The 22780-nt window shown below is 37.3% G+C and carries 25 protein-coding genes and 1 pseudogene; 17 read left to right on the forward strand and 9 right to left on the reverse strand.

Features of this window, described 5'->3' with window-relative positions:
- Positions 1–23: 23 nt before the first annotated feature.
- From ACORHU_RS00415 to ACORHU_RS00445, 7 genes are all read left to right on the forward strand, one after another.
- Positions 24–947 (forward strand): helix-turn-helix domain-containing protein, encoded by a 924-nt coding sequence (locus ACORHU_RS00415; protein ID WP_000351775.1) that lies wholly within the window; start codon positions 24–26, stop codon positions 945–947.
- Between the two features lie 142 nt (positions 948–1089).
- Positions 1090–1311, forward strand: coding sequence for a hypothetical protein (locus ACORHU_RS00420; RefSeq protein WP_000389382.1), 222 nt, complete (start codon positions 1090–1092; stop codon positions 1309–1311).
- Positions 1308–1901: a TlpA family protein disulfide reductase gene (locus tag ACORHU_RS00425; protein WP_000987173.1), complete on the forward strand. Its 594-nt coding sequence runs from the start codon at positions 1308–1310 to the stop codon at positions 1899–1901. The genes ACORHU_RS00420 and ACORHU_RS00425 overlap by 4 nt, the downstream gene beginning before the upstream one ends.
- A gap of 472 nt (positions 1902–2373) precedes the next feature.
- On the forward strand, positions 2374–3237 hold the full coding sequence (locus tag ACORHU_RS00430) for an ATP-binding cassette domain-containing protein (RefSeq protein WP_434364531.1): 864 nt from the start codon (positions 2374–2376) through the stop codon (positions 3235–3237).
- 23 nt (positions 3238–3260) lie between these two features.
- Entirely contained in the window at positions 3261–3953 is a 693-nt protein-coding gene (locus tag ACORHU_RS00435; RefSeq protein WP_434364532.1) for an ABC transporter permease, read from the forward strand.
- 8 nt (positions 3954–3961) lie between these two features.
- Complete coding sequence (locus ACORHU_RS00440) at positions 3962–4543, forward strand: hypothetical protein (RefSeq protein ID WP_434364533.1); 582 nt, start codon at positions 3962–3964, stop codon at positions 4541–4543.
- Positions 4536–6566: an ATP-binding cassette domain-containing protein gene (locus ACORHU_RS00445; RefSeq protein WP_434364534.1), complete on the forward strand. Its 2031-nt coding sequence runs from the start codon at positions 4536–4538 to the stop codon at positions 6564–6566. The genes ACORHU_RS00440 and ACORHU_RS00445 overlap by 8 nt, the downstream gene beginning before the upstream one ends.
- Positions 6567–6803: 237 nt before the next feature.
- Here ACORHU_RS00445 and ACORHU_RS00450 read toward each other — a convergent pair whose 3' ends face one another.
- The 5 genes from ACORHU_RS00450 to ACORHU_RS00470 all read right to left on the reverse strand — a co-directional run bounded on the left by ACORHU_RS00450 (position 6804) and on the right by ACORHU_RS00470 (position 11011).
- Positions 6804–7838, reverse strand: a complete 1035-nt coding sequence (locus ACORHU_RS00450) for a DUF6574 domain-containing protein (protein WP_000808423.1) — start codon at positions 7836–7838, stop codon at positions 6804–6806.
- A 57-nt stretch (positions 7839–7895) separates the two neighbouring features.
- Complete coding sequence (locus ACORHU_RS00455) at positions 7896–8807, reverse strand: DUF4097 family beta strand repeat-containing protein (RefSeq protein WP_434364535.1); 912 nt, start codon at positions 8805–8807, stop codon at positions 7896–7898.
- Positions 8800–9393: a DUF1700 domain-containing protein gene (locus ACORHU_RS00460; protein ID WP_061088527.1), complete on the reverse strand. Its 594-nt coding sequence runs from the start codon at positions 9391–9393 to the stop codon at positions 8800–8802. Before ACORHU_RS00460 ends, ACORHU_RS00455 begins: the two co-directional genes overlap by 8 nt.
- The gene (locus ACORHU_RS00465) at positions 9380–9706 is read right to left on the reverse strand and encodes a PadR family transcriptional regulator (RefSeq protein ID WP_000273858.1); all 327 of its coding nucleotides are present in this window, start codon (positions 9704–9706) and stop codon (positions 9380–9382) included. The genes ACORHU_RS00460 and ACORHU_RS00465 overlap by 14 nt, the downstream gene beginning before the upstream one ends.
- A gap of 138 nt (positions 9707–9844) precedes the next feature.
- A complete protein-coding gene (locus ACORHU_RS00470) occupies positions 9845–11011 on the reverse strand; it encodes a CynX/NimT family MFS transporter (protein ID WP_434364536.1) in 1167 nt (388 codons plus the stop codon).
- Between the two features lie 154 nt (positions 11012–11165).
- Here ACORHU_RS00470 and ACORHU_RS00475 point away from each other — a divergent pair, with 154 nt between their 5' ends.
- Both ACORHU_RS00475 and ACORHU_RS00480 read left to right on the forward strand, forming a co-directional pair.
- A complete protein-coding gene (locus tag ACORHU_RS00475; protein ID WP_434364537.1) occupies positions 11166–11996 on the forward strand; it encodes a glycosyltransferase in 831 nt (276 codons plus the stop codon).
- Positions 11997–12081: 85 nt separating this feature from the next.
- Positions 12082–13932: a polysaccharide biosynthesis protein gene (locus tag ACORHU_RS00480; protein WP_434364538.1), complete on the forward strand. Its 1851-nt coding sequence runs from the start codon at positions 12082–12084 to the stop codon at positions 13930–13932.
- Positions 13933–14038: 106 nt separating this feature from the next.
- Here the strand turns inward: ACORHU_RS00480 and ACORHU_RS00485 are convergent, their stop codons facing one another.
- Genes ACORHU_RS00485 through sdaAB form a run of 3 tightly spaced genes read right to left on the reverse strand, consistent with a single transcriptional unit; the run spans position 14039 to position 16245 of the window.
- On the reverse strand, positions 14039–14671 hold the full coding sequence (locus ACORHU_RS00485) for an HAD family hydrolase (RefSeq protein ID WP_434364539.1): 633 nt from the start codon (positions 14669–14671) through the stop codon (positions 14039–14041).
- Positions 14672–14692: 21 nt separating this feature from the next.
- Positions 14693–15565, reverse strand: a complete 873-nt coding sequence (gene sdaAA, locus ACORHU_RS00490) for an L-serine ammonia-lyase, iron-sulfur-dependent, subunit alpha (RefSeq protein WP_000500022.1) — start codon at positions 15563–15565, stop codon at positions 14693–14695.
- An 8-nt stretch (positions 15566–15573) separates the two neighbouring features.
- On the reverse strand, positions 15574–16245 hold the full coding sequence (sdaAB, locus tag ACORHU_RS00495) for an L-serine ammonia-lyase, iron-sulfur-dependent subunit beta (RefSeq protein ID WP_000838912.1): 672 nt from the start codon (positions 16243–16245) through the stop codon (positions 15574–15576).
- A 239-nt stretch (positions 16246–16484) separates the two neighbouring features.
- Here sdaAB and ACORHU_RS00500 point away from each other — a divergent pair, with 239 nt between their 5' ends.
- Positions 16485–17105, forward strand: coding sequence for a LysM peptidoglycan-binding domain-containing protein (locus ACORHU_RS00500; RefSeq protein ID WP_000843468.1), 621 nt, complete (start codon positions 16485–16487; stop codon positions 17103–17105).
- A 50-nt stretch (positions 17106–17155) separates the two neighbouring features.
- On the opposite strand, the pseudogene ACORHU_RS00505 reads toward ACORHU_RS00500, so the two are convergent.
- Positions 17156–18018, reverse strand: a pseudogene (locus ACORHU_RS00505) (helix-turn-helix domain-containing protein).
- A 155-nt stretch (positions 18019–18173) separates the two neighbouring features.
- Between ACORHU_RS00505 and ACORHU_RS00510 the strand changes: the two are divergent.
- From ACORHU_RS00510 to ACORHU_RS00540, 7 genes are all read left to right on the forward strand, one after another.
- On the forward strand, positions 18174–18905 hold the full coding sequence (locus tag ACORHU_RS00510; protein WP_049540734.1) for a hypothetical protein: 732 nt from the start codon (positions 18174–18176) through the stop codon (positions 18903–18905).
- A gap of 162 nt (positions 18906–19067) precedes the next feature.
- The gene (locus ACORHU_RS00515) at positions 19068–19970 is read left to right on the forward strand and encodes a hypothetical protein (protein ID WP_049540735.1); all 903 of its coding nucleotides are present in this window, start codon (positions 19068–19070) and stop codon (positions 19968–19970) included.
- Between the two features lie 227 nt (positions 19971–20197).
- Complete coding sequence (locus ACORHU_RS00520) at positions 20198–20389, forward strand: hypothetical protein (RefSeq protein WP_049540737.1); 192 nt, start codon at positions 20198–20200, stop codon at positions 20387–20389.
- 30 nt (positions 20390–20419) lie between these two features.
- A complete protein-coding gene (locus tag ACORHU_RS00525) occupies positions 20420–20632 on the forward strand; it encodes a hypothetical protein (RefSeq protein ID WP_434364540.1) in 213 nt (70 codons plus the stop codon).
- Positions 20633–20680: 48 nt separating this feature from the next.
- Positions 20681–20896, forward strand: a complete 216-nt coding sequence (locus ACORHU_RS00530) for a hypothetical protein (protein ID WP_152905716.1) — start codon at positions 20681–20683, stop codon at positions 20894–20896.
- A gap of 156 nt (positions 20897–21052) precedes the next feature.
- Positions 21053–22174, forward strand: coding sequence for a tRNA 2-thiouridine(34) synthase MnmA (gene mnmA / locus ACORHU_RS00535; RefSeq protein WP_049540741.1), 1122 nt, complete (start codon positions 21053–21055; stop codon positions 22172–22174).
- A 140-nt stretch (positions 22175–22314) separates the two neighbouring features.
- On the forward strand, positions 22315–22770 hold the full coding sequence (locus ACORHU_RS00540) for an NUDIX hydrolase (RefSeq protein ID WP_434364541.1): 456 nt from the start codon (positions 22315–22317) through the stop codon (positions 22768–22770).
- Positions 22771–22780: the final 10 nt, after the last annotated feature.

Genomic DNA, 22780 nt, shown 5'->3' on the forward strand with positions numbered 1-22780 from the left:
ATAGTTGTCAGGAGAGTAAACAAATGGATATCAAAATAGAAGTAGGTAAAAGAATCCGAATGTTGCGAGAGATGAAACATATCACTCGTGAAACTCTTTGTGATGATGAAACTGAGATAACGGTGCGCCAACTAGCACGAATTGAATCAGGTCAATCTTCTCCAAGTTTATCCAAGGTAGAGTATATAGCTTACAAACTAGGCTGTCCAATTTCACATATAGTAGATATGGATCATATGATTTTACCCTCAGAGTACTTGATATTAAAGGATAAACTCATTAAGTTTCAAACTTATGGAGATGATGATCGAATCCAGGTTAAGGAAGAGTTGTTTGAAAGAGTTTACGAACACTATTATGACAGTCTACCTGAGGATGAACAGATTGCAGTTAGTGCCTTACAAGCTAGTTTTGATGTCTTTGTAAGTGAAGATGCAGGTTTTGGCGATGCTTTGCTGGATGAATATTTTGAACAAGTAAAGATAAGGAAAAACTATTCGGTGAATGATTTGCTTCTTATAAAATTGTACTTTGTTTCGTGTTTAGCAAGACCGACTGAGTATCATCATGAACTGTTTTGGATGCTTTCTAAAAAACTTATAAGAGAAACAAATTCATCAGATTTAGAGACAGCTTATATGTTAAAGAGAACAGTGCTTGATTCTTTAGCTGTTCAATGGATGGAAAAATCTTACTCTACTTTTGAGCCTTATGTTAAGGCGATGAACAGGCTGATGATTTTATCGCAGGATTTTCAAAACAAGCCAATTGTTGATATGCTTGAAGCTATGTGTACCTTATTTCATAAACGGGATAAGGAAAAAGCCATCCGCTTATACGATAGAGCTATTATTTGTGCTCAAGCATTTGGAGACCAAGTATTAGAAGCGCGTATATTGGGAGAAAAAGAAAAAGATATAAAAACTTTTGAGGAAATGGAGAGCTAACATGACATTTTTGTCATGTTTTTTTATTTTTGAAAGCGCTATACTATGATCATAAAGAACAAGAGATAAGGAGGAAAGAAGCATGTTTGGATTTGAAGTATTCTTAAGTCTTAGTTTTTGGTTTTCTGGATAGGAGATAGAAATGGAAGATTTTAGTATCTCGCTAGAGACGTTTACACAAACTCGCCACAGTTTGCTGTTTCGAAATAACACAACGGAGCAAAGGTTGGTACAAATAGAGTTGAATAAGGAACCATTCCGTTTAGCTATTTTAGATGCAGGCGAAGAGCGAGTTTTAATCTTACCAGAAGAATTATCTATTATCGAAAGTTTTAGAATTTCAGAAGTGGAGGACAATCCATGATGTCAAAAAAACATGTTGTAGAGACAATGGTTCTTCTTGTGATAGCATCTTTATTTTTAGCAGGATTTTACTATCAAAACCAGGAATCTCATCATCAAGAAGAAACAGCGCAAGAGCTCCTCTTAAAAAAAGAGGAGGAAATAAAACAATATATTTCAAAAACTAAAAATACAACATTCAAGAATGCATTGTTAACCTCTAATGAGGGAGTACAGGTTCAACTATCAGATTATAAGTTTAGACCAAAGGTTGTGGTATTCTGGGCTAGTTGGTGTCCTGATTGCCAAAAAGAGCTCCCAATCATTCAGCACCTTTATGATAAATACCAAGATAAAGTTGATTTCTTTATGGTGGATATAGTTGATGGGGAACGTGAAACACTTGAAACCTCTCATAAATTTTTAAGGAATCAGGGTTTTACCTTTCCAGTTTATATAGATCAAGATTTACAAGCTTTTAAGTTTTTTGATGTAAAAGCTATTCCAACAATATTTATAGTGGATAAAGATGGGATAGTGAAACAAATTTATGTAGAACAAGGAAGCGAAGAAATGTTGTCTAAAGATTTAAAACAGTTAATAAATGACTGAAATGAGAATCTCATTTGGTTATTATAAAAAATTTTTTAAAAGGAGGGTTTTCTGATGAGAAAACTAACTGGACGTGTCAAAAGACACATTGTAGCAGGTCGCTTTTGTATTATAGGTCTTCGATATGGAGTAGGCATATTTTGTTGGGATTAAATAGGAGGATGAAGTAGTGAAAAAACTAAGTAACAAAAATAAACAGCACATTGTAGCAGGTCGCTTTTGTATTATAGGTCTTCGATATGGAGTAGGTATATTTTGTTGGGATTAAAAGGAGGGTTAAGTAATGAAAAAACTAAGTAATAAACATAAAAAACACATTGTGGCAGGTCAATTTTGTGCTGTTTCACCACTCGGTATTTATGGAATGCTCACAGGTATTGGGTTCTTCTGCTGGAGTTAACGTAATCTAAAAATCTCTGGCAGGGTTCATTCCTTGTCAGAGACTTTTTAATATAATGAACGGAGAGAAACTATGAATCGTATGATTTTAAGTCTTAAAAATATCGATAAAACATATGGGAAAGAACAGGTTCTCCATAATATTTCCTTTGATATTGAGCAAGGGGAAATATGTGGTCTTATCGGAGAGAATGGTGCTGGAAAGACAACATTAATGAGAATTCTCCTAGGACTAATTCGAGCTGATAAGGGAGAAATCAAGAGTGTTTCTCAGCATAAGATTGGCAGTATTATCGAATCACCTGCCCTTTATCCAAACTTGACTGGACGTCAACACCTGCAATATTATAAAACAAGATTTAGTTTAAAGACAGATATCATAAAAATGTTGGAATTGGTTCGACTACCCCAAACATCATGGGATAGAAAAGTAAAAAATTATTCTCTTGGAATGAAGCAAAGACTATCGATAGCAATTGCTCTTTTGGATAATCCAGAGCTTATTATCTTAGATGAACCAGTGAATGGTTTAGATCCTCAAGGGATTTCAGATTTAAGAAAAATGATTTTGAATTTAAGGGATCAGTTGGGAGTTACCTTTTTGATTTCAAGCCATATCCTATCGGAGTTGGAGTTTATAACAGATAAGTATATCATTATGAAAAAGGGGAAAATTCTAAATGTGATGAGTTCAAAAGAGCTAGCAAATGATTTGTCGGAAAAGCTCTTCCTTAAGACGAGTGCTAATCAGATTCTAAAAACGTTTTTAAAAGAAGAGGGCATTGTTCATTTTGAGCAGGATGACTATCTGGTTGTGCCAGAAAAGGAAAAATTAATGGTTCTCTTGGAATATAGTGTTGCTTCAAATCTAGTGATACAGGATATATATATTAAGAAGGAACGCTTTGAGGATTACTATTTGAGTAATATTATCTGATGATTTAAGAAAGGAGGAGAGTCATGAATTCTCTTAAAGCAGATATGTATAAATTTTACTGGGAAAAAAGAGGAGTGCTTCCGAGTTTGTTGATAGGATTATTGATTTTGTTATTCTCCTTATTTTTTAAGTCACCGAATGAAGATGAACCAGCATTTCGAGTATTGATTTCAAATGTGAGTGGTTTTATTCCTTTGCTTTTTATCTCTACTAATTTATTTTTCTGGGGGGAAGATTATAGTTTCCGTACGATTAACATTCTCCTCACAAAAGAAAAACAACGATGGAAGTTATTTTTATATAAAACTTTGGGAGCCTTTTGTTTGTCTTTCCTATATGTAACTATTTTTTATAGTTTAACAGCCCTTGTCTATTTGGAGGGAGACTTGGTGTTGATTATTTCGACATTTTTACACCAGCTACCATACTATTTGGTTATTATCAGTATCTCGTTATTGATTTTTCAAATATTTGATAAGGTTTATGAATCATGTATGATTTATATACTCTATATTTTACTGTTTGATAACCTATTGGTTTATGTCCTTCCAAACTCTGGTGAGAGTGTGAGAGACTATTTACTAATGACTTTAAATTTGAAAACTTCCCCTGGGGTAAGTCAATTTACCCTTACGAATGTAGGCTATCCTATATTGGTAAGTATAGCAGTGATTGTACTTGCGTTTGTTGTATTCAGTAAAAAAGAATTTAAGTAGGAGTACTAATGATGAAAAAAATAGGAATTGTAATTGGGCTGTTGTTACTGTTTGTAGTGGCTGGAATTTTATTAACCTTAAAACGAGGAGAGACGACAATCAGTGTAAAACAATCGTGGGCTCTTTCTTCTAAAAGTATTAAAACGTTAGAGTTTTATGGTTCAAAGCAAGCAATTGATGTTAAAGTTGTCAAGAGTGAATCAGATGAAACAAGTGTTCAAATAGAAGGAAAAGTTTCCGAAGAATCAGTGAATAACATAACTAAAAACGTTAAAATGAGTTCAGATAGTCTATATATTCCATTTTCACAACATGGCTTTAATTTGGCTTTGAGTTCACAAGGGAAAGACAAGTTATATGTAACCATTTCCTTAGGGAAAAATGCAACTTTCGAAAAAATTTTTGTAGATACTCTTGTTGGTGATGTATCTATTACAGTTCCTAAAGATTTTGATGGAATCTATACTTTGCGTACAAATAATACAGGAGAAGTTTTAAAGGTTCCTACGACAAATCAAACTTCGAATAGCGTCATTGAAGTTGATGGTTATAGTAAGATAAGTGTTGAAAAAGGAGAAAATAATGGTTAGTCACTATAAACAAGCAACTTTGCTGGATTGTGGAATGGCTTGTGTAAAGACAATCATTTCTTACTATTTCCCAAAATTAGAACATTTAGATAGTCTACAATTTGATAACAATAACCACCAAGGACTATCTTTGTTTGATATAGAAGATATACTAAAAAGCTATGGTATTGATGCGGATTCTTATCAAATTGAGACTCCTAGTTTGTTAAACAACGTATCATTTCCTTATTTACTGGTAGTAGAAAGAGCTAGCTTGCCTCATTATATCGTCGTGTTGGATGGAGACAGTAGTTCATTGATTGTTTCTGATCCTGCAAATGAGGAAATTGAGAAAATTTCAAGATTAGAACTTTTTAGTCAGAGTGTAGGAATTGTTTTAATTCCTCAAAAGAATGAGAATGTTAATTCAGAAGATAGAAAAGATATTGTTACGATAAGTTATGCAGATAAGTTATATCATAGATTTCTAGCTTCACTTGGTTGGAAGAGAAAATTGGCAATCTTTTTCTTGGGATTAGCTAAAATTAGTTTACCTATTGCTATTGCTTTTTTACTACAAATAACAATGTCTGGTCTACTTAACATTCAGTTTAGTATTCAACTATTTACCCTAGCTTCAATAATATTAGCTTCATATTTGTATTGGCAGTTCTCTATATTAGAAACGAGATTAAAAGGAAAGATTGAGAATAATTTTTTAAATGATATTCTGTCCTCTTTTTATAAGAACCAATTAAATGATTTTTCTTTAACTAAGAATTATGAGTATGTGAGTAGTTATTTTTGGAATTTGTTGTTATCAGCAACAGGTATTATGCAAAAATTTTACTTAAAGGTACAGCTTTTAGTGTTCTGTTTGCTACTATTATTGCTATTAAAATTGAATATTATTATTTTCGCAGTTACATGCGTATCTATAGCTATTCTTGGTTTATATGTCAATTTTGAGATACGAAAAGTTGTAAAAAATCAGCGAGAATTTATTGCTAATAGTTCTAACTTTAGTTCTCTTGTAGAAAATACAATTTATGGTTTGCAAGATATTATAAGTTTCCAAAAATCTAGCGATTTTATCAAAGAATTTGATGAAAGACTCAATGAACTGTTGGGAACGAAACTAGATAGTACACATATTACCAATAGATTATTAGCTTCTACGCAGATATTTATTGGTTTAACTGGTTCATTTTTGCTTGCTACTGTGAATATTATTAGAGATTACGCACATATATCAGAGTATGCAAATAGTATTTTGATTCTATTACTGTTATCCAGCATTTTAAATTCTTTAATTACATCTTGGGTAGCATTGAAAAAAAGTCAATATTCCTTTGAGTTTATTGGACTAGAGGAAGTAGGGATGGAAAGTAATCTTGCTACCATTCCAGTATCTAAAATTGAACAATTGTCATGCCGGAATTTATGTAAAAAATGGGATGAAAGATTGGTGTTTAATAAATTAAATTTCGAGTTTAATAGTGGTGAATTAACCGTTATTACAGGCGGCAATGGAACTGGGAAATCATCCCTTTTGAATATTATTCAGGGATTATCTTCTCCAACAGAGGGTGATATTGTACTGAATGGAATGGAAAGTTTTTCTACTTTAGAGGAAACTAATATTTTGGATTATTTAAGCGTGTATTCATCTGAATTTCATGTATTTCCTGGGAGCGTTTCAAAGAATATTAATTTCACCCTATTTAATAAGGAAAACTATGAATCAAATAATCTTGATAGTTTGAATCTTAATATAGCTCTGAGTCATCAGATTGATGGGAAAGCTACCAATATTTCGCAAGGTCAGAAACAAAAAATTCTACTCATGAGGAGTTTATCGCAAGAAAAGGATATATATTTATTCGATGAGCCTACAGGAAATTTGGACAGAAATTCAACGAAATTATTTCTAAATGAGGTTGAGAAATTAGTGAACGAGGAAAAGATTGTTATTGTCGTGACTCATGATAAGGATGTTATTGCTAGAGCAAGCAAAGTTATTAATATGGATGAATTTCATTAAAAGTTAAAAAATGGAGATTGGTGGTTTCTAATCTTAATTTTACATATAACTAGTTTGCATAATATTTGGAATAACGAACTTTATAGCAACGTTATCATACTACTGAACTATAGAAATAAAATCTATCCTAGGACAAGATTTTAAAGCATTAGCACAAGAAGAGTAAAGCAGAAGCAGGTCAATCGACTTGCTTTTTTGACATATAAAAAATCCTGCCATGGATGACAGGATTGAAGTTTAAAGAAAGGCCAAGATACGGAGATAATCTCCAATCAGTGCCACTTCAGCTACAAAGAAGAGGAGGATAATGACTCCGTTCACAAGGACAGACAAGAATAACTGATAGAAGGAGTCGGTTTCACTTGCTTGACTTGGTCTTGTAATGATATGGAGACTGGCAAGCAGAATGATTCCAATGCTAATCACACATAGGAGGGCTGTAAATCGTAGGCTGTCAAAGAAGGCAAAGAAACTAGCAATAGCAGTGAGGAAGATTGGAATTGCCAAGAGTTGACTATATTGTTGGAGAACCTTTTCTAGCGTCCAGTCCTTTTCCTGGTGGATAAATCGTCTCACAACGAAACTACCCAAGAGGAATGAAAAGAAGAAGAGTGTTGTTGCTACTAGGATAGAGATAATCGAAAAGAGATTTAATGAAGCAAATTGTTCAGGGAAGTGATTATGCATAGTTGCTATATGTCCATAGTAAGCATGTTTGATATGGTAGATACTAAAGAAAAAGGAAGATGCAGAAAACAGAATGAGCAAGATAAAGGCTGTGTAACTGTGTGTGCTACTTGTTTCAAGCTTGCTTGTAGGAGATTTGATCGCTTCCACTAGCCAAGACCAAAAATCAAGCGCTTGCTCTTTCCATTTATCCCTAGATTTTGGAGCTTGGTCGGGGATGTAAGGACTTTCTAAGGATTGACTGAGAAGAAGTGGCTCTTTCGTGGTTGGTTTTTGCTGAGGAAAAGCTTCTTGCTTCTCTTCAGCTATAGTGACTTTTTCTGTTTCTTCAGGAAGATCTTGCTCTTCTTCAGTAGAATCTAATGCTTTCTTTTCTTCTATTTCTGTTCTCGCTTCACCGTTTTCAGGAGTTTCAATTTTCTCTTCTTGCTGGCTTTCTAGTTCGGCTTCAGCTTGAGAAACTTCCTCCTCTAACTGAGTATTTTTTTCTTCAGCCTTGTCTGCACCATCTTGGGCTTGTTCATCAGGCTTGTTCTTGCTTGTTGTTTTTACAAAATCATTACTTTCAAACCATTCTTGTTTCATGGTAGAACCTCCTTTTTAGTGGGTTATGTGTCATAGTGGTCGATATAAATAGGTTTATTAAGGTCTGTTAGCTGTAGTTTCAAGACTAATATAATCATCAGCCTTAGCGATGAGTTGACCTTTTGCATCAGTTTTTTCAGTTTTGTAAGGGTTGCTTAATTCGTTGGGGTGGCGTTGACTCTCATCTCTCGATAACTGATAAATAGGACCATGGTGACTCGAGAGGTCTAAGTTAATTTCTTGGCTTTCTTTTTGAGTTAGCATGATACTCAGCGCATTTTTAGAAGATAGTTCTACTTTACCATATACTTTAATATTTTCAGCGTGGAAGTGCTTCTCTGTTGACTCTAGCTGACTATCTGTAAGGTCTGTATCAAAGATATTAATGATATTGGGTGTCGTGAATTTGCTGTTTTTGATACGACTTCCTTCAATTCGGAGGATATAGCTGTTTGTATTGAGGGTCGCATTTTCAAGAGTGGCATTAGTGATACTGGTTTGACCGCGATTGGTTGAGACGTTGATTCCTTTTAGACTTCTTCCTTTTGGAACTTGTAGAATAACTTCTTCAAAACGACGAGAGTAGCTACTTGCGATATGGAGAATACCGCCAATTCCAGAAGAGAGAAATGGAGTTTCAGAAAGTTTCTTATCAGTGAGGCTCAGAGTTTTGTCGTTTTGATTTGTGATAAGATCATGGTGAGCAGAAAGAGATGGATGGTAAGAAATGTGGATTTGATCATCCAAAGAGTCTGTGATGGTCAGAGCGTGCTGGTGGAGAGTGATCTCTAAATTTTCGACTTCCTTGCCAAAGGTCAACTCTTCCATCCGACTATCATAGACAGGCTCCTTGGACATAGCAAGTAGGCTCTTGATCCCGTCAGATTGGATACCTACAAAGAGCAGGATAAATCCGACAACGGTAGTCACCACACCAAAAATGAGAAATCCTCTTGTCAATTTACGCATGCTGGTCACCTCTCTTTCCTTTTTTAAGAACAAATTGCACCAGGCGAACAATGAGTAGGCCGAAGAAGCGAGCTACATAGGAAATACCTAATAAAACCAGCGAAGAAGCACCGATAGCTAGTAAACCAGAACCAAAAATCAAGATAAAGGCTGATTTGGCTTGGGCTAAGATAGTAAAACTTTCAACTAAAAATAGGAATCCGCCAATGATACCAAGTATGGAAATCGCAAAGAAAGCCAGAATGACAGTCAAAGCTGCCACAAGGATTCCGAACAGGGCCACGAGGATGGCGATTCCCAGAGGAATACCGATGGGTGCTGCAAGGAGAGCTAACAAGGCGATATGCAAAATTTGTCGGTTATTTTTTTGAGCGGGTGCCTCATTGATTTTTTTATCGAGAAGATTAGATAGGACTTCGTGAGCTGCTTCCTTAGGAGTTCCCAAGCTAGCGATGAGTTCTTCTTCTCCTTCGACTCCAGCATCGTCAAAGAGTTCCCTGAAATAGTCCATGGCTTCAATTTGGTCAGCCTGAGGCAGTTTTTTGAGATAAAGTTCTAGCTGAGTCAGGTATTCAGTTCTTGTCATGGCGGATACTCCCTTCTATGATGCCATTGATGGTGTCTGTATAGAGTGCCCATTCATCTTTTAGGGTCACGAGCTGTTCTATACCACCATTTGTCAAGGAGTAGTATTTGCGCATGCGACCTTGGAACTCTCTAGAATAGGTTGTCAGAAAGCTATTGCCTTCCAATTTTTTTAGGATAGGATAGAGTGTAGATTCTTTGATATTAGCGATCAGCTTAATGGTTTGGCTAATCTCATAACCATAAGAATCATCCTGCTCCAGTACAGCCAAGATGAGAAATTCAATCAAGGCAGAGGATGTTGGAAAGTACATGGGGAACCTCCTTTTCTAATGTGTAAGATTTTTATATATAATTTTTCTACACATACATTGTACATCTAAAAGAAAGCCCTGTCAAGAGAAATGTGTAAAATTTTTATATATAAAAAACTTCTAGGCAAAACTAGAAGTTTAGAGGATTTTATCAGCTCTGTCCACTGTAAAGAGGGCCACAGTCATCAGGATATCGACGAGCAAGAGGGCAGCTACAGCTGGCACCCAAGAGTGGAAAAGGTTAAAACTGTAACCAAAGAGGGTTGGCCCAAAGGCTGCTAGGATATAGCCTCCTGTTTGAGATAAACCAGACAATTGGGCTGTCTTTTCAGGGGCGCTTGTTTTGAGTGAAAAGTTGACCATGAGATAAGGGAAGAGGGCGCTGGTTGCGGTTCCGATGAGGAGATGGATGGCAAGCCAGTAAAAGAAATTACCGATTGAGAAAAAGAGCATGGAAATGCCGACTACACCAGCTAGTGAAACCAGAGTGAGCATGAGCTGACGATTACGAGTTGATAAGCTGGTTGTCAGACTTGGGATGGTCATTGAAAAAGGAATGCTAATCAGAGAGAAGATAGAAGTCAGCAAGCCAGCTTCGTGACTGGATAGGCCTGCGTGGATGGCCATTGTAGGTAGCCAGGTCATAGCTGTGTAAAAGAGCAAGGATTGAAAACCTGCAAAGACAATCACTGCCCAGACCTGTTTATTACGCATGACCTTTGTTTTGCTTTTTTGTTTGGTTTGTGGAGCTAATCTGTGATTATAGCGGTGATTAGGGAGCCAGACCAAAAAAGTTGCTAGACAGAGCAGGGTAAGGAGGATGATAAGTCCTTTCCAAGAACTGGCCTGTGTAATAGGCACGGCTAGATAGGAAGCCAGAGCTGTTGCAATCCCCATAGAAGTTACATATAAGGTGGTCAGAAAACCAATCTTCTTTGGCTGATTAGCTTGGATAAGACTAGGAAGTAGAACATTGATAACTGCGATACTTGCCCCAACCATCAAGGTTCCTAGATAGAGCAGGGGCAAATTGATTAGTCTAATGATAGAACCGATAGTCAAGAAGAAGAGGCTGTAGGTAAAGAGATGTTCTAAGCCAATTTTCTGAGCCAGTCGGGTAGAAAATAGAGAGAAGAGGGTAAACATAAGGAGAGGAAGGCTGGTCAAGATACCAAGCGAACTAACTTCTACTCCTAGACCTTGCGAAATATCTCCCAAAATAATGGGTAAAACAGTAAAAGGAGTCCGCAAGGAAACACCAATCAGGATAATACCTGGAACAAAAAAAAGTGATTGCTTTTTCATATAATACCTCTTCTAGCTGATTTTAATAACAGCTTATTTTAAGGCTTTTTCCCTATAATGTCAAGTAAGGTTTTGGGCTTTCAAGATAAAAATAGGAAAGTCTTGAAAATTATGATAAAATAGTGGAAGGAAATCTATATATTGGAGAAAAACTGTGTCTGAAAAGCAAAAAATCAGCGTATTGATGTCGGTCTATATCAAGGAAAATCCGACATTTTTAAAGGATGCTATTGAGAGTGTTCAAAATCAGACCCTGAAACCGAGCGAATTGGTTCTGGTTGAGGATGGGCCTTTGACTCCTGAGCTCTATCAGGTATTAGACCAGGTGGAAGCTGAGTCTGATATTCCAGTGAAACGCTATCCTCTTGAGCAGAATCAAGGTTTGGGTCTAGCTCTTCGATACGGTGTTTTGCAGTGTCAGTATGATATTATTGCCCGTATGGATACGGATGATATAGCTGTTCCAGATCGTTTTGAGAAACAGGTTCAGTTAATGGAGAAGGACAATCTTGACTTATTAGGTGGACATATTGCAGAATTTATTGACAATCCTGATGAGATTGTTTCTTACCGTCGTGTTCCGACTCAACATGCAGATATTGTAGTTTATCAAAGGATGAGAAGTGCCTTTAACCACATGACTGTCATGTTCAAGAAGGACATGGTTCTCAAGGCAGGCAACTATGAGGATGGCCTTTATATGGAGGATGACCTCCTATGGCTCAATATGATTGCTGCAGGAGCCAAGACTGGCAACCTCGATCAAATCTTGTGTCAGGTTCGTGTCGGAGCAGGGATGTTTGAGCGTCGTGGGGGACTGCGTTACCTCAAACTCTATCGTCAAGCTCGTCAGCGCATGCTGAAGAGAGGACAAATTTCTTATCTGGAATATGCCAAGAGTGTTGCGATTCAGATGGTTGTTGCCCTTTGTCCAGGATTTGTCAGACAGTTTATTTTTATGAAACTGTTACGAAAAAGCAAGTAAAAGATTGTAGCAAATCGTAAACGGGATAAAAAGTGTTATAATAACAATATAACTATTCAGCTCTTTTAAGGAGGAGTAAATTTCTATGAATAAAAAACTCACAGATTATGTGATTGATCTGGTGGAAATTTTAAATAAACAACAAAAACAGGTTTTCTGGGGAGTATTTGATATTTTGAGTATGGTGGTTTCCATCATTGTATCTTATATCTTATTTTACGGCTTGATTAATCCAGCACCTGTTGACTACATTATCTATACGAGTTTGGCCTTCTTGTTTTATCAATTTATGATTGCATTTTGGGGCTTGAACGCTAGTATTAGTCGTTACAGCAAGATTACGGATTTCATGAAAATCTTTTTTGGTGTGACTGCGAGCAGCGTCTTGTCATATAGTATCTGCTATGCCTTCTTGCCACTCTTCTCCATCCGTTTCATCATTCTCTTTATCTTGTTGAGTACCTTCTTGATTTTATTGCCACGGATTACTTGGCAGTTAATCTATTCCAGACGCAAAAAAGGTAGTGGTGATGGAGAACATCGTCGAACCTTCTTGATTGGTGCTGGTGATGGTGGGGCCCTCTTTATGGATAGCTACCAACATCCAACCAGTGATTTGGAACTTGTCGGTATTTTGGATAAGGATGCTAAGAAAAAGGGCCAAAAACTTGGTGGAATCCCTGTTTTGGGCTCTTATGACAATCTGCCTGAATTGGCTAAACGCCATCAAATCGAGCGTGTTATCGTTGCGATTCCGTCACTTGATCCGTCAGAATATGAACGTATCTTGCAGATGTGTAATAAGCTGGATGTCAAATGTTACAAGATGCCTAATGTTGAAACTGTTGTTCAAGGACTTCACCAAGCAGGTACTGGGTTCCAAAAAATTGATATCATAGACCTTTTGGGCCGTCAGGAAATTCGTCTTGACGAATCGCGTCTGGGCGCAGAACTGACAGGTAAGACCATATTAGTCACAGGGGCTGGTGGTTCAATCGGTTCTGAAATCTGTCGCCAAGTTAGTCGCTTCAATCCTGAACGCATCGTCTTGCTTGGTCATGGGGAAAATTCAATCTACCTTGTGTATCATGAATTGATTCGTACATTCCAAGGGATTGATTATGTACCTGTGATTGCAGATATTCAAGACTATGATCGTTTGTTGCAAGTCTTTGAGCAGTACAAGCCAGCTATTGTTTATCATGCGGCTGCCCACAAGCACGTTCCTATGATGGAGCGCAATCCAAAAGAAGCCTTCAAAAACAATATCCGTGGAACTTACAATGTTGCTAAGGCTGTTGATGAAGCCAAAGTACCTAAGATGGTTATGATTTCGACAGATAAGGCGGTTAATCCACCGAATGTTATGGGAGCAACCAAGCGAGTGGCTGAGTTGATTGTCACTGGCTTTAACCAACGTAGCCAATCTACCTACTGTGCAGTTCGTTTTGGGAATGTTCTTGGTAGCCGTGGTAGTGTGATTCCAGTCTTTGAACGCCAGATTGCTGAAGGTGGGCCTGTAACGGTGACAGACTTCCGCATGACCCGTTACTTTATGACTATTCCAGAAGCTAGCCGTTTGGTTATCCATGCTGGTGCTTATGCCAAGGATGGGGAAGTCTTTATCCTTGATATGGGTAAACCAGTCAAAATTTATGATTTGGCCAAGAAAATGGTCCTTCTAAGTGGCCACACTGAAAGTGAAATTCCAATCGTTGAAGTTGGAATCCGCCCAGGTGAAAAACTCTACGAAGAACTCTTGGTATCAACCGAACTTGTTGATAACCAAGTTATGGATAAGATTTTCGTTGGTAAGGTTAATGTCATGCCTCTAGAAGCCATCGATCAAAAGATTGAAGAGTTCCGAACTCTCAGAGGAGATGAGTTGAAACAAGCCATTATCGCCTTTGCCAATCAAACAACCCACGTTGAATAAAAAAGAAAAACGCATATTATCTGGTCTTGAACCTTGGTAATATGCGTTTTGTTATGTAGAGAATCGCTTCATTTTCTTCTGAAATGGAGTTGTCGCCCAGTCTATGTTATTGAAAATACTCCAGAATTTCTAAGGGTTTGTGGGCCATATAATCAGGTTGATAGTTTAGTAAATCTGCCTGCTCTCCAAATCCCCAAGTGACGGCCAATTTCTGAATGCCTGTTTCTTGAGCTCCCTGCATATCAAACTTGGTATCTCCGATGATGATGACTTGTTCAGGGCTTAGTTGATGTGTCTGCAAGGCTTGGCGAATGACATCTGCCTTATGGGGTGTTTCAGGGCTGGAACCATAAATGCCATCAAAGAAATGATAGATTCCTAAGTTTTTAGTCATGTCTTGAGCTGTTGGAGTATTCTTTGTAGTGGTGATATAAAGAGGGTAATTGCTCGATAACTTCTCAAGCAAGTCTACAATCTGAGGAAAGAGTTGAGCTTCATAGATGCCTTTTGCCTTGTAGTAAGAACGGTATATCTGCACAGCCTCAGCGATTTGTTCTTTGGGCAGGCAGGTCGCAAAACTACTTTCGAGGGGCGGTCCCATAAAACCACGAATCGTTTTGGCATCAGGGCTAGGCACTCCTAGCTCTTTAAAGGTATGGGTAAAGGCATTGTGAATCCCTATAGAACTGTCAACGAGGGTTCCATCCAGATCGAAAAAGATAGCTGAGATAGAGGTCATAGTTTCTCCTATTTGATAAGCTTATTCTCCGAAAATTTCTTTTTGGAGGCGACGACCAGTTGGGGTAGCAGCAAGTCCACCTTCAGCTGTTTCACGAAAGGCAGTTGGCATGCTTGAACCCACTTGGTACATGGCATCGATAACTTCATCCACAGGGATTTTAGATTCTATACCTGCCAGGGCCATGTCTGCTGCGATGAAGGCAAAGCTAGCTCCCATGGCATTACGCTTGACGCAGGGAACTTCAACCAAACCAGCAACAGGGTCACAGATGAGGCCTAGCATATTTTTAATGACAAAGGCAATGGCCTGGCTGGCTTGGTAGGGTGTTCCACCTGCAGCTAGAGTCAAGGCGGCGGCACTCATAGCAGAGGCAGAGCCGACTTCGGCCTGACAGCCACCTTCAGCACCTGAGATAGAGGCATTATTTGCGATGACTAGTCCAAAGGCACCCGCAGCAAAGAGGAAATCCAGCTGTTGCTCGTGGCTGAGGTCTAATTTTTCAATAGCAGCAGTGAGAACGGAAGGCAGACAGCCAGCACTTCCTGCGGTCGGAGTGGCACAAACCAAGCCCATTTTGGCATTGTGTTCATTGACTGCGATGGCATTTCGGGCAGCTGAGAGTATCGTGTAATCTGATAGAGTTTTTCCGTTTTTGATGTAGTGATCCAATTTGGCAGCATCTCCACCTGTCAGGCCACTACGAGATTTATTTTCATTGAGACCAAGTTGGACAGAGGCTTTCATAACTTCCAGATTGCGCTCCATGAGAAGGAGGACTTCTTCACGTTCGCGACCGGTCAATTCAAACTCTGTTGTAATCATGAGTTCTGCGATATTTCCTTGAAAGTCCAGATCTGCTTGCTCGACCAATTCTTTGATAGAATAAAACATGCTTCCTCCTATTTAAAGAAATTGACATTGTGGAGATGAGGGATTTTTCGAATTTCTTCGATGGCCTCATCACAGTTACGACTGTCGACTTCGATAATCATAATGGCTTTTTCACCAGCTTTTTCACGAGTAACATTCATCTGGGCGATATTGATACCATAGCGGGAAAGTGCCTCTGTTACGAGGGCAATCATACCTGGAATATCTTGATGAACGATGATGATAGTCGGTGTATTCATATTGAGAGAGACGGCAAAACCATTGAGTTCGGTGACCTGAATATTCCCACCACCGATAGAAATACCAGTTACGCTGATGGTCTTGTGGGCATTTTTGACGGTAATTTTAGTAGTGTTAGGATGCGGAGCATTACTGTCTTTCTGAATGGTCCAGACAATCTTGATACCACGTTTGTGGGCAATCTCCAGACTGTTTGGAATTTCAGGATCATCTGTATCCATGCCTAAAATACCTGCAACAAGGGCTAAGTCTGTTCCGTGACCACGATAGGTCTTGGCAAATGAGTTAAATAGTTGGAATTCGACTTCTGTCGGAGTATCATCAAAAATGGAAGAGACAATCTTCCCAATACGAACAGCACCAGCGGTATGACTACTAGATGGGCCAATCATAACTGGTCCGATGATATCAAAGACAGATTGAAAACGAAGTGATTTCATCAGTTTCCCCTTATAAAAATTCTTATCTCTATTATATCAAAGAATGAGGATCTTGGCTTTAATTGTGGATGAAAACCTTTTTACACTACAAATAGCATAAAAAAGCATCTTTTGTAACAAAAAATAGCTTATTTAGGGAAATAAAAAATAATTTTGTAATATTTCTACATAAAAGTGTCAAGAAACGGTAATATTTAAAGGGTATGATAGAACTATAGAAAGAAGGAGAATTTTCAAATATGAAATCAACAACTAAAAAGATTAAAACAACTCTTGCAGGAGTAGCTGCCTTGTTTGCAGTATTTGCTCCATCATTTGTATCTGCTCAAGAATCATCAACTTACACTGTTAAAGAAGGTGATACACTTTCAGAAATCGCTGAAACTCACAACACAACAGTTGAGAAATTGGCAGAAAACAACCACATTGACAACATCCATATGATTTATGTTGGTCAAGAGTTGGTTATCGATGGTCCTGTAGCGCCTGCAACACCAGCGCCAACTACTTATGCAGCACCAGCTGCTCAAGATGAAACTGTTTCAGCTCCAGCAGCAGAAACTACAGAGGTAGAGGAAGAAACTCCAGTAGCAAGCGCGCCAGTAGCAGAAGAAACAGTTGCTGCAACTGTAAGCGGATCTGAAGCAGAAGCTAAAGAATGGATTGCACAAAAAGAATCAGGCGGTAGCTACACAGCTACAAACGGACGTTATATCGGACGTTACCAATTGACAGATTCATACTTGAACGGAGACTACTCAGCTGAAAACCAAGAACGTGTAGCAGATGCCTACGTTGCAGGACGTTACGGTTCATGGTCAGCCGCTAAAAACTTCTGGCTTAACAACGGCTGGTATTAAGAAATAACGAACAGAATAATTTGAAAAGTCGAGGAAATTCCTCGACTTTTTTATATTTCCTTCGCTTGATAATAGGTCTCCACTTCTTTTTTGAGATGAGACAGCATAGAAGTTTCCTCGGTCAGCTCTAGAAGGGAGAACCCTTTTTGGATAAGTTTCGCATCATCCCTACAAATTCCGATACGAACATAGGCGACAGCCAAGCTATCATATTTTTTCTTTTTCTTGGCATCTTCTAGTAAAGTGTAGCAGATTTGCTTACACATGTTTTTGTCTTGATTGTATAAGTAAATAGTGGAAAGGTTTAATAGAATTGTCATTCGCAAGTCATATAAATGTTGATAGTTTTTATAAACTTCTAGGCGTTGCAATATTTTTCCAGTGATGAGATGGAGGTGTTCAATGGGCAAGCTGAAAAGGATGGTATTGAGGATTTTTAGGTCACTTTCATACCATGTATCTTGTTTTTCAATTTTTCTCCAAAGTTTTTTGACAACCTGTTCTGCGTGATCCGATAGTTCCCCTATCCCGTGTTGACGGATATAAATGACAACTTCAAGCATGTCTCTGATTTCTTCTATAGGGAGATCTTGGTGGTCTTGAGGTAGTCTTGGCATTTTTGAAATAAATTGACAAGATCGCTGCTCCCGATAATGGAACGCATATTGAGATAGGTTTGCATAATCTCTGTGCGTTGACTTGGTTGATAAAGTTGACAGATATATTCAAACTCTTCAAAACTCATATTGATTTGACGGAGAAGAAATTCCATATTTTCATATTTTGGGGTTGTCTTGCCACTTTCGATTTTTGATAAGCTGGTTCTTGAGAGGACATTTCCACAGACATCTTCTTGAGTCAAACCTTTTGATTCACGTATTTCTTTATAGACCTTTCCGAAATCATAACGCATGATTTTCTCCCTTTCGTGAAAAAAGTTAACAAATAATAAAATCTTGTTAAAAATATTGTATCATAGCAGTGTAAAAAGTAAAAAAGAAAGTCGAAATAAAGTTGTGAAAAAGGTTGACATAGTTTAAAAATGGAACCAAAGATAAGAGGAAAAGGATGAGTAGTGTAGAGTCAATTCGTAAAGCGCATATCATCGTGTGGGGTGCCTATCTATTTTTATCATTAAGGGCGCCGTTAATTAGCAGTACTGAGTATTTCTTGCTTATTTTTTTAGCATTCCTCTATTCAATAGTATCACTACCTATATACTCTGTGAATAATAAAATAGTATCCATTTGTTTGGCTATAAACTCGATTCTGTTAATGAGTTTTCCAATTTTAATTAATAAATTTTTCCCAGGAAAGGTTTCTACTTATATCGTATTAATAAGTATTTTTATCTTGGAGTTCTTAATCTTTAATATAATTGGTAAAGATTTTGATACTAGATTAGCTAGTGAATATAGGAAAATCAGTCAGTTTAAAAGTAAGATGTCTCAATCTCCTTGGATAAAATATTTAGAGATTTTTAGTTTTATAGTAACTATATTTCCATTTATTCTTCATGGTACAGTTGATGATCATGTACTGACTCTTATCTTTTTGATAAAAATTTGTGTAGATACTACGATAAAGGTGCTATTAAATAGAATCTTTAAGACAAGTAAGGCAATGAAAAGGAGGATATTTTCTCTTTTCGCAGTAGATTGGATTGTCTATTTATTTTTAGGCTATGTTTTAGCAATGCAAAAAGATGGATACCTATTTTCAATTCTACTAATTTTTTCTAATTTCTCACTTCCCTTTATCAGAGAAAAAGAGTATGAATTATTTAAAAATAAGAAGTAACATAAATTGAAAATATACAAGGGATTCTTCTTTTTAAAACATAATATTGAAGCAATTGTTTGTCTAAAAAGTTGATTATTTGAATGAATGTCGTTTTTTTGATGTTAATCATAGCAATGATGATTTATGCAAAATAAAAAAAGATAAGGACACTGTAAAATTATGATGCGTAAATTAATTGTTTTCTTACTAATGCTCCCTTTTTTAGGCTTGTGGTTAGAGTTGCATGTTCTAGTGAATAACTTGCTATTGAATCTAGAAACTCCCCTTGATTTTATGATCAGTATAGGGCTTACCTTTTGTAGTTTGATTTTCTCAAAAATAGTTTTAGACCTACTATATGCATTGAAAGATGTATACAAGAAAGAAGGTCTTATTACAATTTTTCCTTTTATTTTTATAGTAAAGCATAAAGTAAATGTAAGATTCTCACCCTATTTTTCATTCCATCGTAAAAGTTTGTCAACTGATGATTTGAAATCTAGAATTATATGGAGTTTTATTCTTGAAATAGCTATTATTCTAGTATTTATTTTAAAAATTTCTTTTGCTATCATCATACTTACTACAATATTTTTCTGGACTATAATGGATATCAACTATCTCGTTTTTAATAAGACGGAATTTCTTTTTAATCAAAACAAATGGGAAAAAGAAGATTCGTTTGACAGGGATTTGACCAATGCGTTAAAGGATAAAATACAAAAATCAGATTTAAGTTATTCTGATTTAATGTGTATTCTGCTGTATGATGCGATTAACCAATCCACCTTTTTAACGGATAGCGAGATATTTGAGGATATTTTGAAAAAAATTGAAGATTCTCAGAATACCCTTCTGTGTACAGGTCTTGCCGAGTTACTGATGTATGAAATTACTATTAGTAAAAATCATAACTGGCCAGAAAAGGTTAATCAAATTAGAGTGAAGCTTATTAAAATCAATCAGTTAGAGTTTTACTATTATACAAGTTGGTTAAGAAATAATTTTAATTTCTGTATGAATAGAGAGTATGATAAGATAAAATCACGAAGGATATTTATTAGCAATAAGAAGATAATCTAGGTTCGTCTTGTAAGTTTAATAAGTGAAGTTATTTGAAGATAATTCAAGTAATTAGGTTCACAAATTTGTTCGTCTATAAAATATGATTAGGCAAAAAAGAGCCTTTTAGTTAGGTAATGAAGAGATGGTGTAACTTAATGGAGTATTATATCTATACAAGAGCTTGCTTTCTTTTGGAGAACTGTTGCAGTAAACGTAGTCACTGATTATTTTATGGGGAATCAAATATGTTTAAACTAAGTGATAAAGTCAGAGTGATCTCTGCTCTTTTAGGAGCAAGTTCCATATTGATTAGTATGTATCTTATACCTTTTATTAAAACTGAGAATAAATTTTGGGAGATATTTTTATTTATTTTAGGTGTATTGTTAATTGGAATTGCGTTACTAAGTCATAAAAAAATTAAATTTTGGAAGTAGCGTTAGTGAGAAGGACAGGATGATAGTATTATGATGGTTGTTTTAATTTCAGTGCTTGTGGCATTTTTGTATTATGTAAGTACAGAATATTTTAAGAATAGTTCTTTTGACTGTATACTATTTCTAACATTGCTGATTTCTCATTTGATATGGGATTACTATTTTTTGCCCATTGAAATTTTAGTGGCATTAAGTGGAGTAAATTTGCTGTCAAGATTTTTCAAAAAAAAGAGAAGTCAATAGATTTGCTAGAGGATTATAAAGACGAAAGGTAAAATTGGGATATTTAAAATGAAACATTTTTTTGCAGGAATTGGTGAGATTCATTTTTTTTCATTTTTATTATATCTAAGCATGTCTGCTAGTCCAATTATTGGACTAGTGATTGGATATACTAAAATAAATCTAATAAATTCTATCATTATAGCTCTTGGTATGATATTGGCATTAATTTTGGTATTATCAAGAGTGTATAGAAAATATTTTTATAGAGACGATGATGACTAAAGTTTTTATCAATAAAATCAGAGCTTGGTAGATTATCAGCTTCTTTCTTGTCTTCTCCAACCAAGCATGTTATAATGAATACTGCTCAAGCGACCTTCAATCGTGAAGCACACACGACCTTCAATCGTGAATAAACGAATAGATGGGAGACTTACCATGAGTGATAACTCTAAAATACGTGTTGTCGTGGGGATGAGTGGTGGTGTTGATTCGTCGGTGACGGCTCTTTTGCTCAAGGAGCAGGGCTACGATGTGATCGGTATCTTCATGAAGAACTGGGATGACACAGATGAAAACGGCGTCTGTACGGCGACCGAAGATTACAAGGATGTGGCTGCGGTGGCAGACCAGATTGGCATTCCTTACTACTCTGTCAATTTTGAAAAAGAGTATTGGGACCGCGTTTTTGAGTATTTCCTAGCGGAATACCGTGCAGGGCGCACGCCAAATCCAGACGTTATGTGCAACAAGGAAATCAAGTTCAAGGCCTTTTTGGACTATGCCATGACCTTGGGGGCAGACTATGTAGCGACGGGGCACTATGCTCGAGTAGCGCGTGATAAGGATGGCACTGTTCACATGCTTCGCGGCGTGGACAATGGCAAGGATCAGACCTATTTCTTAAGCCAACTTTCGCAAGAACAACTTCAAAAAACCATGTTCCCATTGGGACATTTGGAAAAGCCTGAAGTTCGCAGACTCGCAGAAGAAGCAGGCCTTGCGACTGCTAAGAAGAAAGATTCGACAGGGATTTGCTTTATCGGGGAAAAGAACTTTAAAAACTTCCTCAGCAACTACCTGCCAGCTCAGCCTGGTCGCATGATGACTGTGGATGGTCGCGATATGGGCGAGCATGCAGGTCTTATGTACTATACGATTGGTCAGCGCGGCGGACTCGGTATCGGTGGACAACACGGCGGTGACAATGCCCCTTGGTTCGTTGTCGGAAAATACCTAAGCAAGAATATCCTCTATGTCGGACAAGGTTTCTACCATGATTCGCTCATGTCAACCAGCCTAGAAGCCAGTCAAGTCCACTTTACTCGTGAAATGCCAGAAGAGTTTACGTTGGAATGTACGGCTAAATTCCGCTACCGTCAGCCTGATTCTAAGGTGACCGTCCATGTCAAAGGAGACAAGGCAGAGGTCATCTTTGCAGAGCCACAGCGTGCGATCACACCAGGTCAGGCAGTTGTCTTTTACGACGGCGAAGAGTGTCTCGGTGGCGGTTTGATTGATAATGCCTACCGTGACGGACAAGTTTGTCAGTACATTTAGATTGACAAATTTTCTCAATTTGCTACAATAATAAAAGCAATAGAAATGATGGTCAAAGCTCATGGATGTTGCAGGCTTTTTTGTCCTGCACTTCTTTGGAGTTTTGACTGTTTTTGTGTCGTTTAGAGGAAAGGACAAAAATGACTCAACAAGACTTTCGGACAAAAGTAGACAATACGGTTTTTGGCGTTCGGGCGACAGCCTTGATTGTCCAAAATCGCAAGCTTCTAGTTACCAAAGATAAGGGCAAGTATTATACTATTGGCGGTGCAATTCAAGTCAATGAAAGCACGGAAGACGCGGTAGTCCGTGAAGTGAGGGAAGAACTGGGTGTCAAAGCTCAAGCTGGGCAACTAGCTTTTGTGGTTGAAAATCGTTTTGAACAGGACGGTGTTTCCTATCACAACATTGAGTTTCATTATCTGGTGGATTTGCTTGAGGACGCCTCATTGACCATGCAGGAAGATGAAAAAAGGCAGCCCTGTGAATGGATTGACTTGGATCAGCTCCAGAATATCCAGCTAGTTCCAGCCTTTCTAAAAACAGCCCTACCAGAATGGGACGGCAAACTAAGACACATTCATTTTGAGGAATAGGAGAGAAAAG

Source organism: Streptococcus sp. KHUD_015, from assembly GCF_051106265.1.
Taxonomy (GTDB): Bacteria; Bacillota; Bacilli; order Lactobacillales; family Streptococcaceae; genus Streptococcus.

Excerpts from the sequence above, each read along its gene's own strand:
- ACORHU_RS00415 (WP_000351775.1), top strand. The coding sequence starts at position 24 with ATGGATATCAAAATAGAAGTAGGTAAAAGAATCCGAATGTTGCGAGAG.
- ACORHU_RS00420 (WP_000389382.1), top strand. The coding sequence starts at position 1,090 with ATGGAAGATTTTAGTATCTCGCTAGAGACGTTTACACAAACTCGCCAC.
- ACORHU_RS00425 (WP_000987173.1), top strand. The coding sequence starts at position 1,308 with ATGATGTCAAAAAAACATGTTGTAGAGACAATGGTTCTTCTTGTGATA.
- ACORHU_RS00430 (WP_434364531.1), top strand. The coding sequence starts at position 2,374 with ATGAATCGTATGATTTTAAGTCTTAAAAATATCGATAAAACATATGGG.
- ACORHU_RS00435 (WP_434364532.1), top strand. The coding sequence starts at position 3,261 with ATGAATTCTCTTAAAGCAGATATGTATAAATTTTACTGGGAAAAAAGA.
- ACORHU_RS00440 (WP_434364533.1), top strand. The coding sequence starts at position 3,962 with ATGATGAAAAAAATAGGAATTGTAATTGGGCTGTTGTTACTGTTTGTA.
- ACORHU_RS00445 (WP_434364534.1), top strand. The coding sequence starts at position 4,536 with ATGGTTAGTCACTATAAACAAGCAACTTTGCTGGATTGTGGAATGGCT.
- ACORHU_RS00450 (WP_000808423.1), bottom strand. The coding sequence starts at position 7,838 with ATGAAACAAGAATGGTTTGAAAGTAATGATTTTGTAAAAACAACAAGC.
- ACORHU_RS00455 (WP_434364535.1), bottom strand. The coding sequence starts at position 8,807 with ATGCGTAAATTGACAAGAGGATTTCTCATTTTTGGTGTGGTGACTACC.
- ACORHU_RS00460 (WP_061088527.1), bottom strand. The coding sequence starts at position 9,393 with ATGACAAGAACTGAATACCTGACTCAGCTAGAACTTTATCTCAAAAAA.
- ACORHU_RS00465 (WP_000273858.1), bottom strand. The coding sequence starts at position 9,706 with ATGTACTTTCCAACATCCTCTGCCTTGATTGAATTTCTCATCTTGGCT.
- ACORHU_RS00470 (WP_434364536.1), bottom strand. The coding sequence starts at position 11,011 with ATGAAAAAGCAATCACTTTTTTTTGTTCCAGGTATTATCCTGATTGGT.
- ACORHU_RS00480 (WP_434364538.1), top strand. The coding sequence starts at position 12,082 with ATGAATAAAAAACTCACAGATTATGTGATTGATCTGGTGGAAATTTTA.
- ACORHU_RS00485 (WP_434364539.1), bottom strand. The coding sequence starts at position 14,671 with ATGACCTCTATCTCAGCTATCTTTTTCGATCTGGATGGAACCCTCGTT.
- sdaAA (WP_000500022.1), bottom strand. The coding sequence starts at position 15,565 with ATGTTTTATTCTATCAAAGAATTGGTCGAGCAAGCAGATCTGGACTTT.
- sdaAB (WP_000838912.1), bottom strand. The coding sequence starts at position 16,245 with ATGAAATCACTTCGTTTTCAATCTGTCTTTGATATCATCGGACCAGTT.
- ACORHU_RS00500 (WP_000843468.1), top strand. The coding sequence starts at position 16,485 with ATGAAATCAACAACTAAAAAGATTAAAACAACTCTTGCAGGAGTAGCT.
- ACORHU_RS00510 (WP_049540734.1), top strand. The coding sequence starts at position 18,174 with ATGAGTAGTGTAGAGTCAATTCGTAAAGCGCATATCATCGTGTGGGGT.
- ACORHU_RS00515 (WP_049540735.1), top strand. The coding sequence starts at position 19,068 with ATGATGCGTAAATTAATTGTTTTCTTACTAATGCTCCCTTTTTTAGGC.
- ACORHU_RS00520 (WP_049540737.1), top strand. The coding sequence starts at position 20,198 with ATGTTTAAACTAAGTGATAAAGTCAGAGTGATCTCTGCTCTTTTAGGA.
- ACORHU_RS00525 (WP_434364540.1), top strand. The coding sequence starts at position 20,420 with ATGATGGTTGTTTTAATTTCAGTGCTTGTGGCATTTTTGTATTATGTA.
- ACORHU_RS00530 (WP_152905716.1), top strand. The coding sequence starts at position 20,681 with ATGAAACATTTTTTTGCAGGAATTGGTGAGATTCATTTTTTTTCATTT.
- mnmA (WP_049540741.1), top strand. The coding sequence starts at position 21,053 with ATGAGTGATAACTCTAAAATACGTGTTGTCGTGGGGATGAGTGGTGGT.
- ACORHU_RS00540 (WP_434364541.1), top strand. The coding sequence starts at position 22,315 with ATGACTCAACAAGACTTTCGGACAAAAGTAGACAATACGGTTTTTGGC.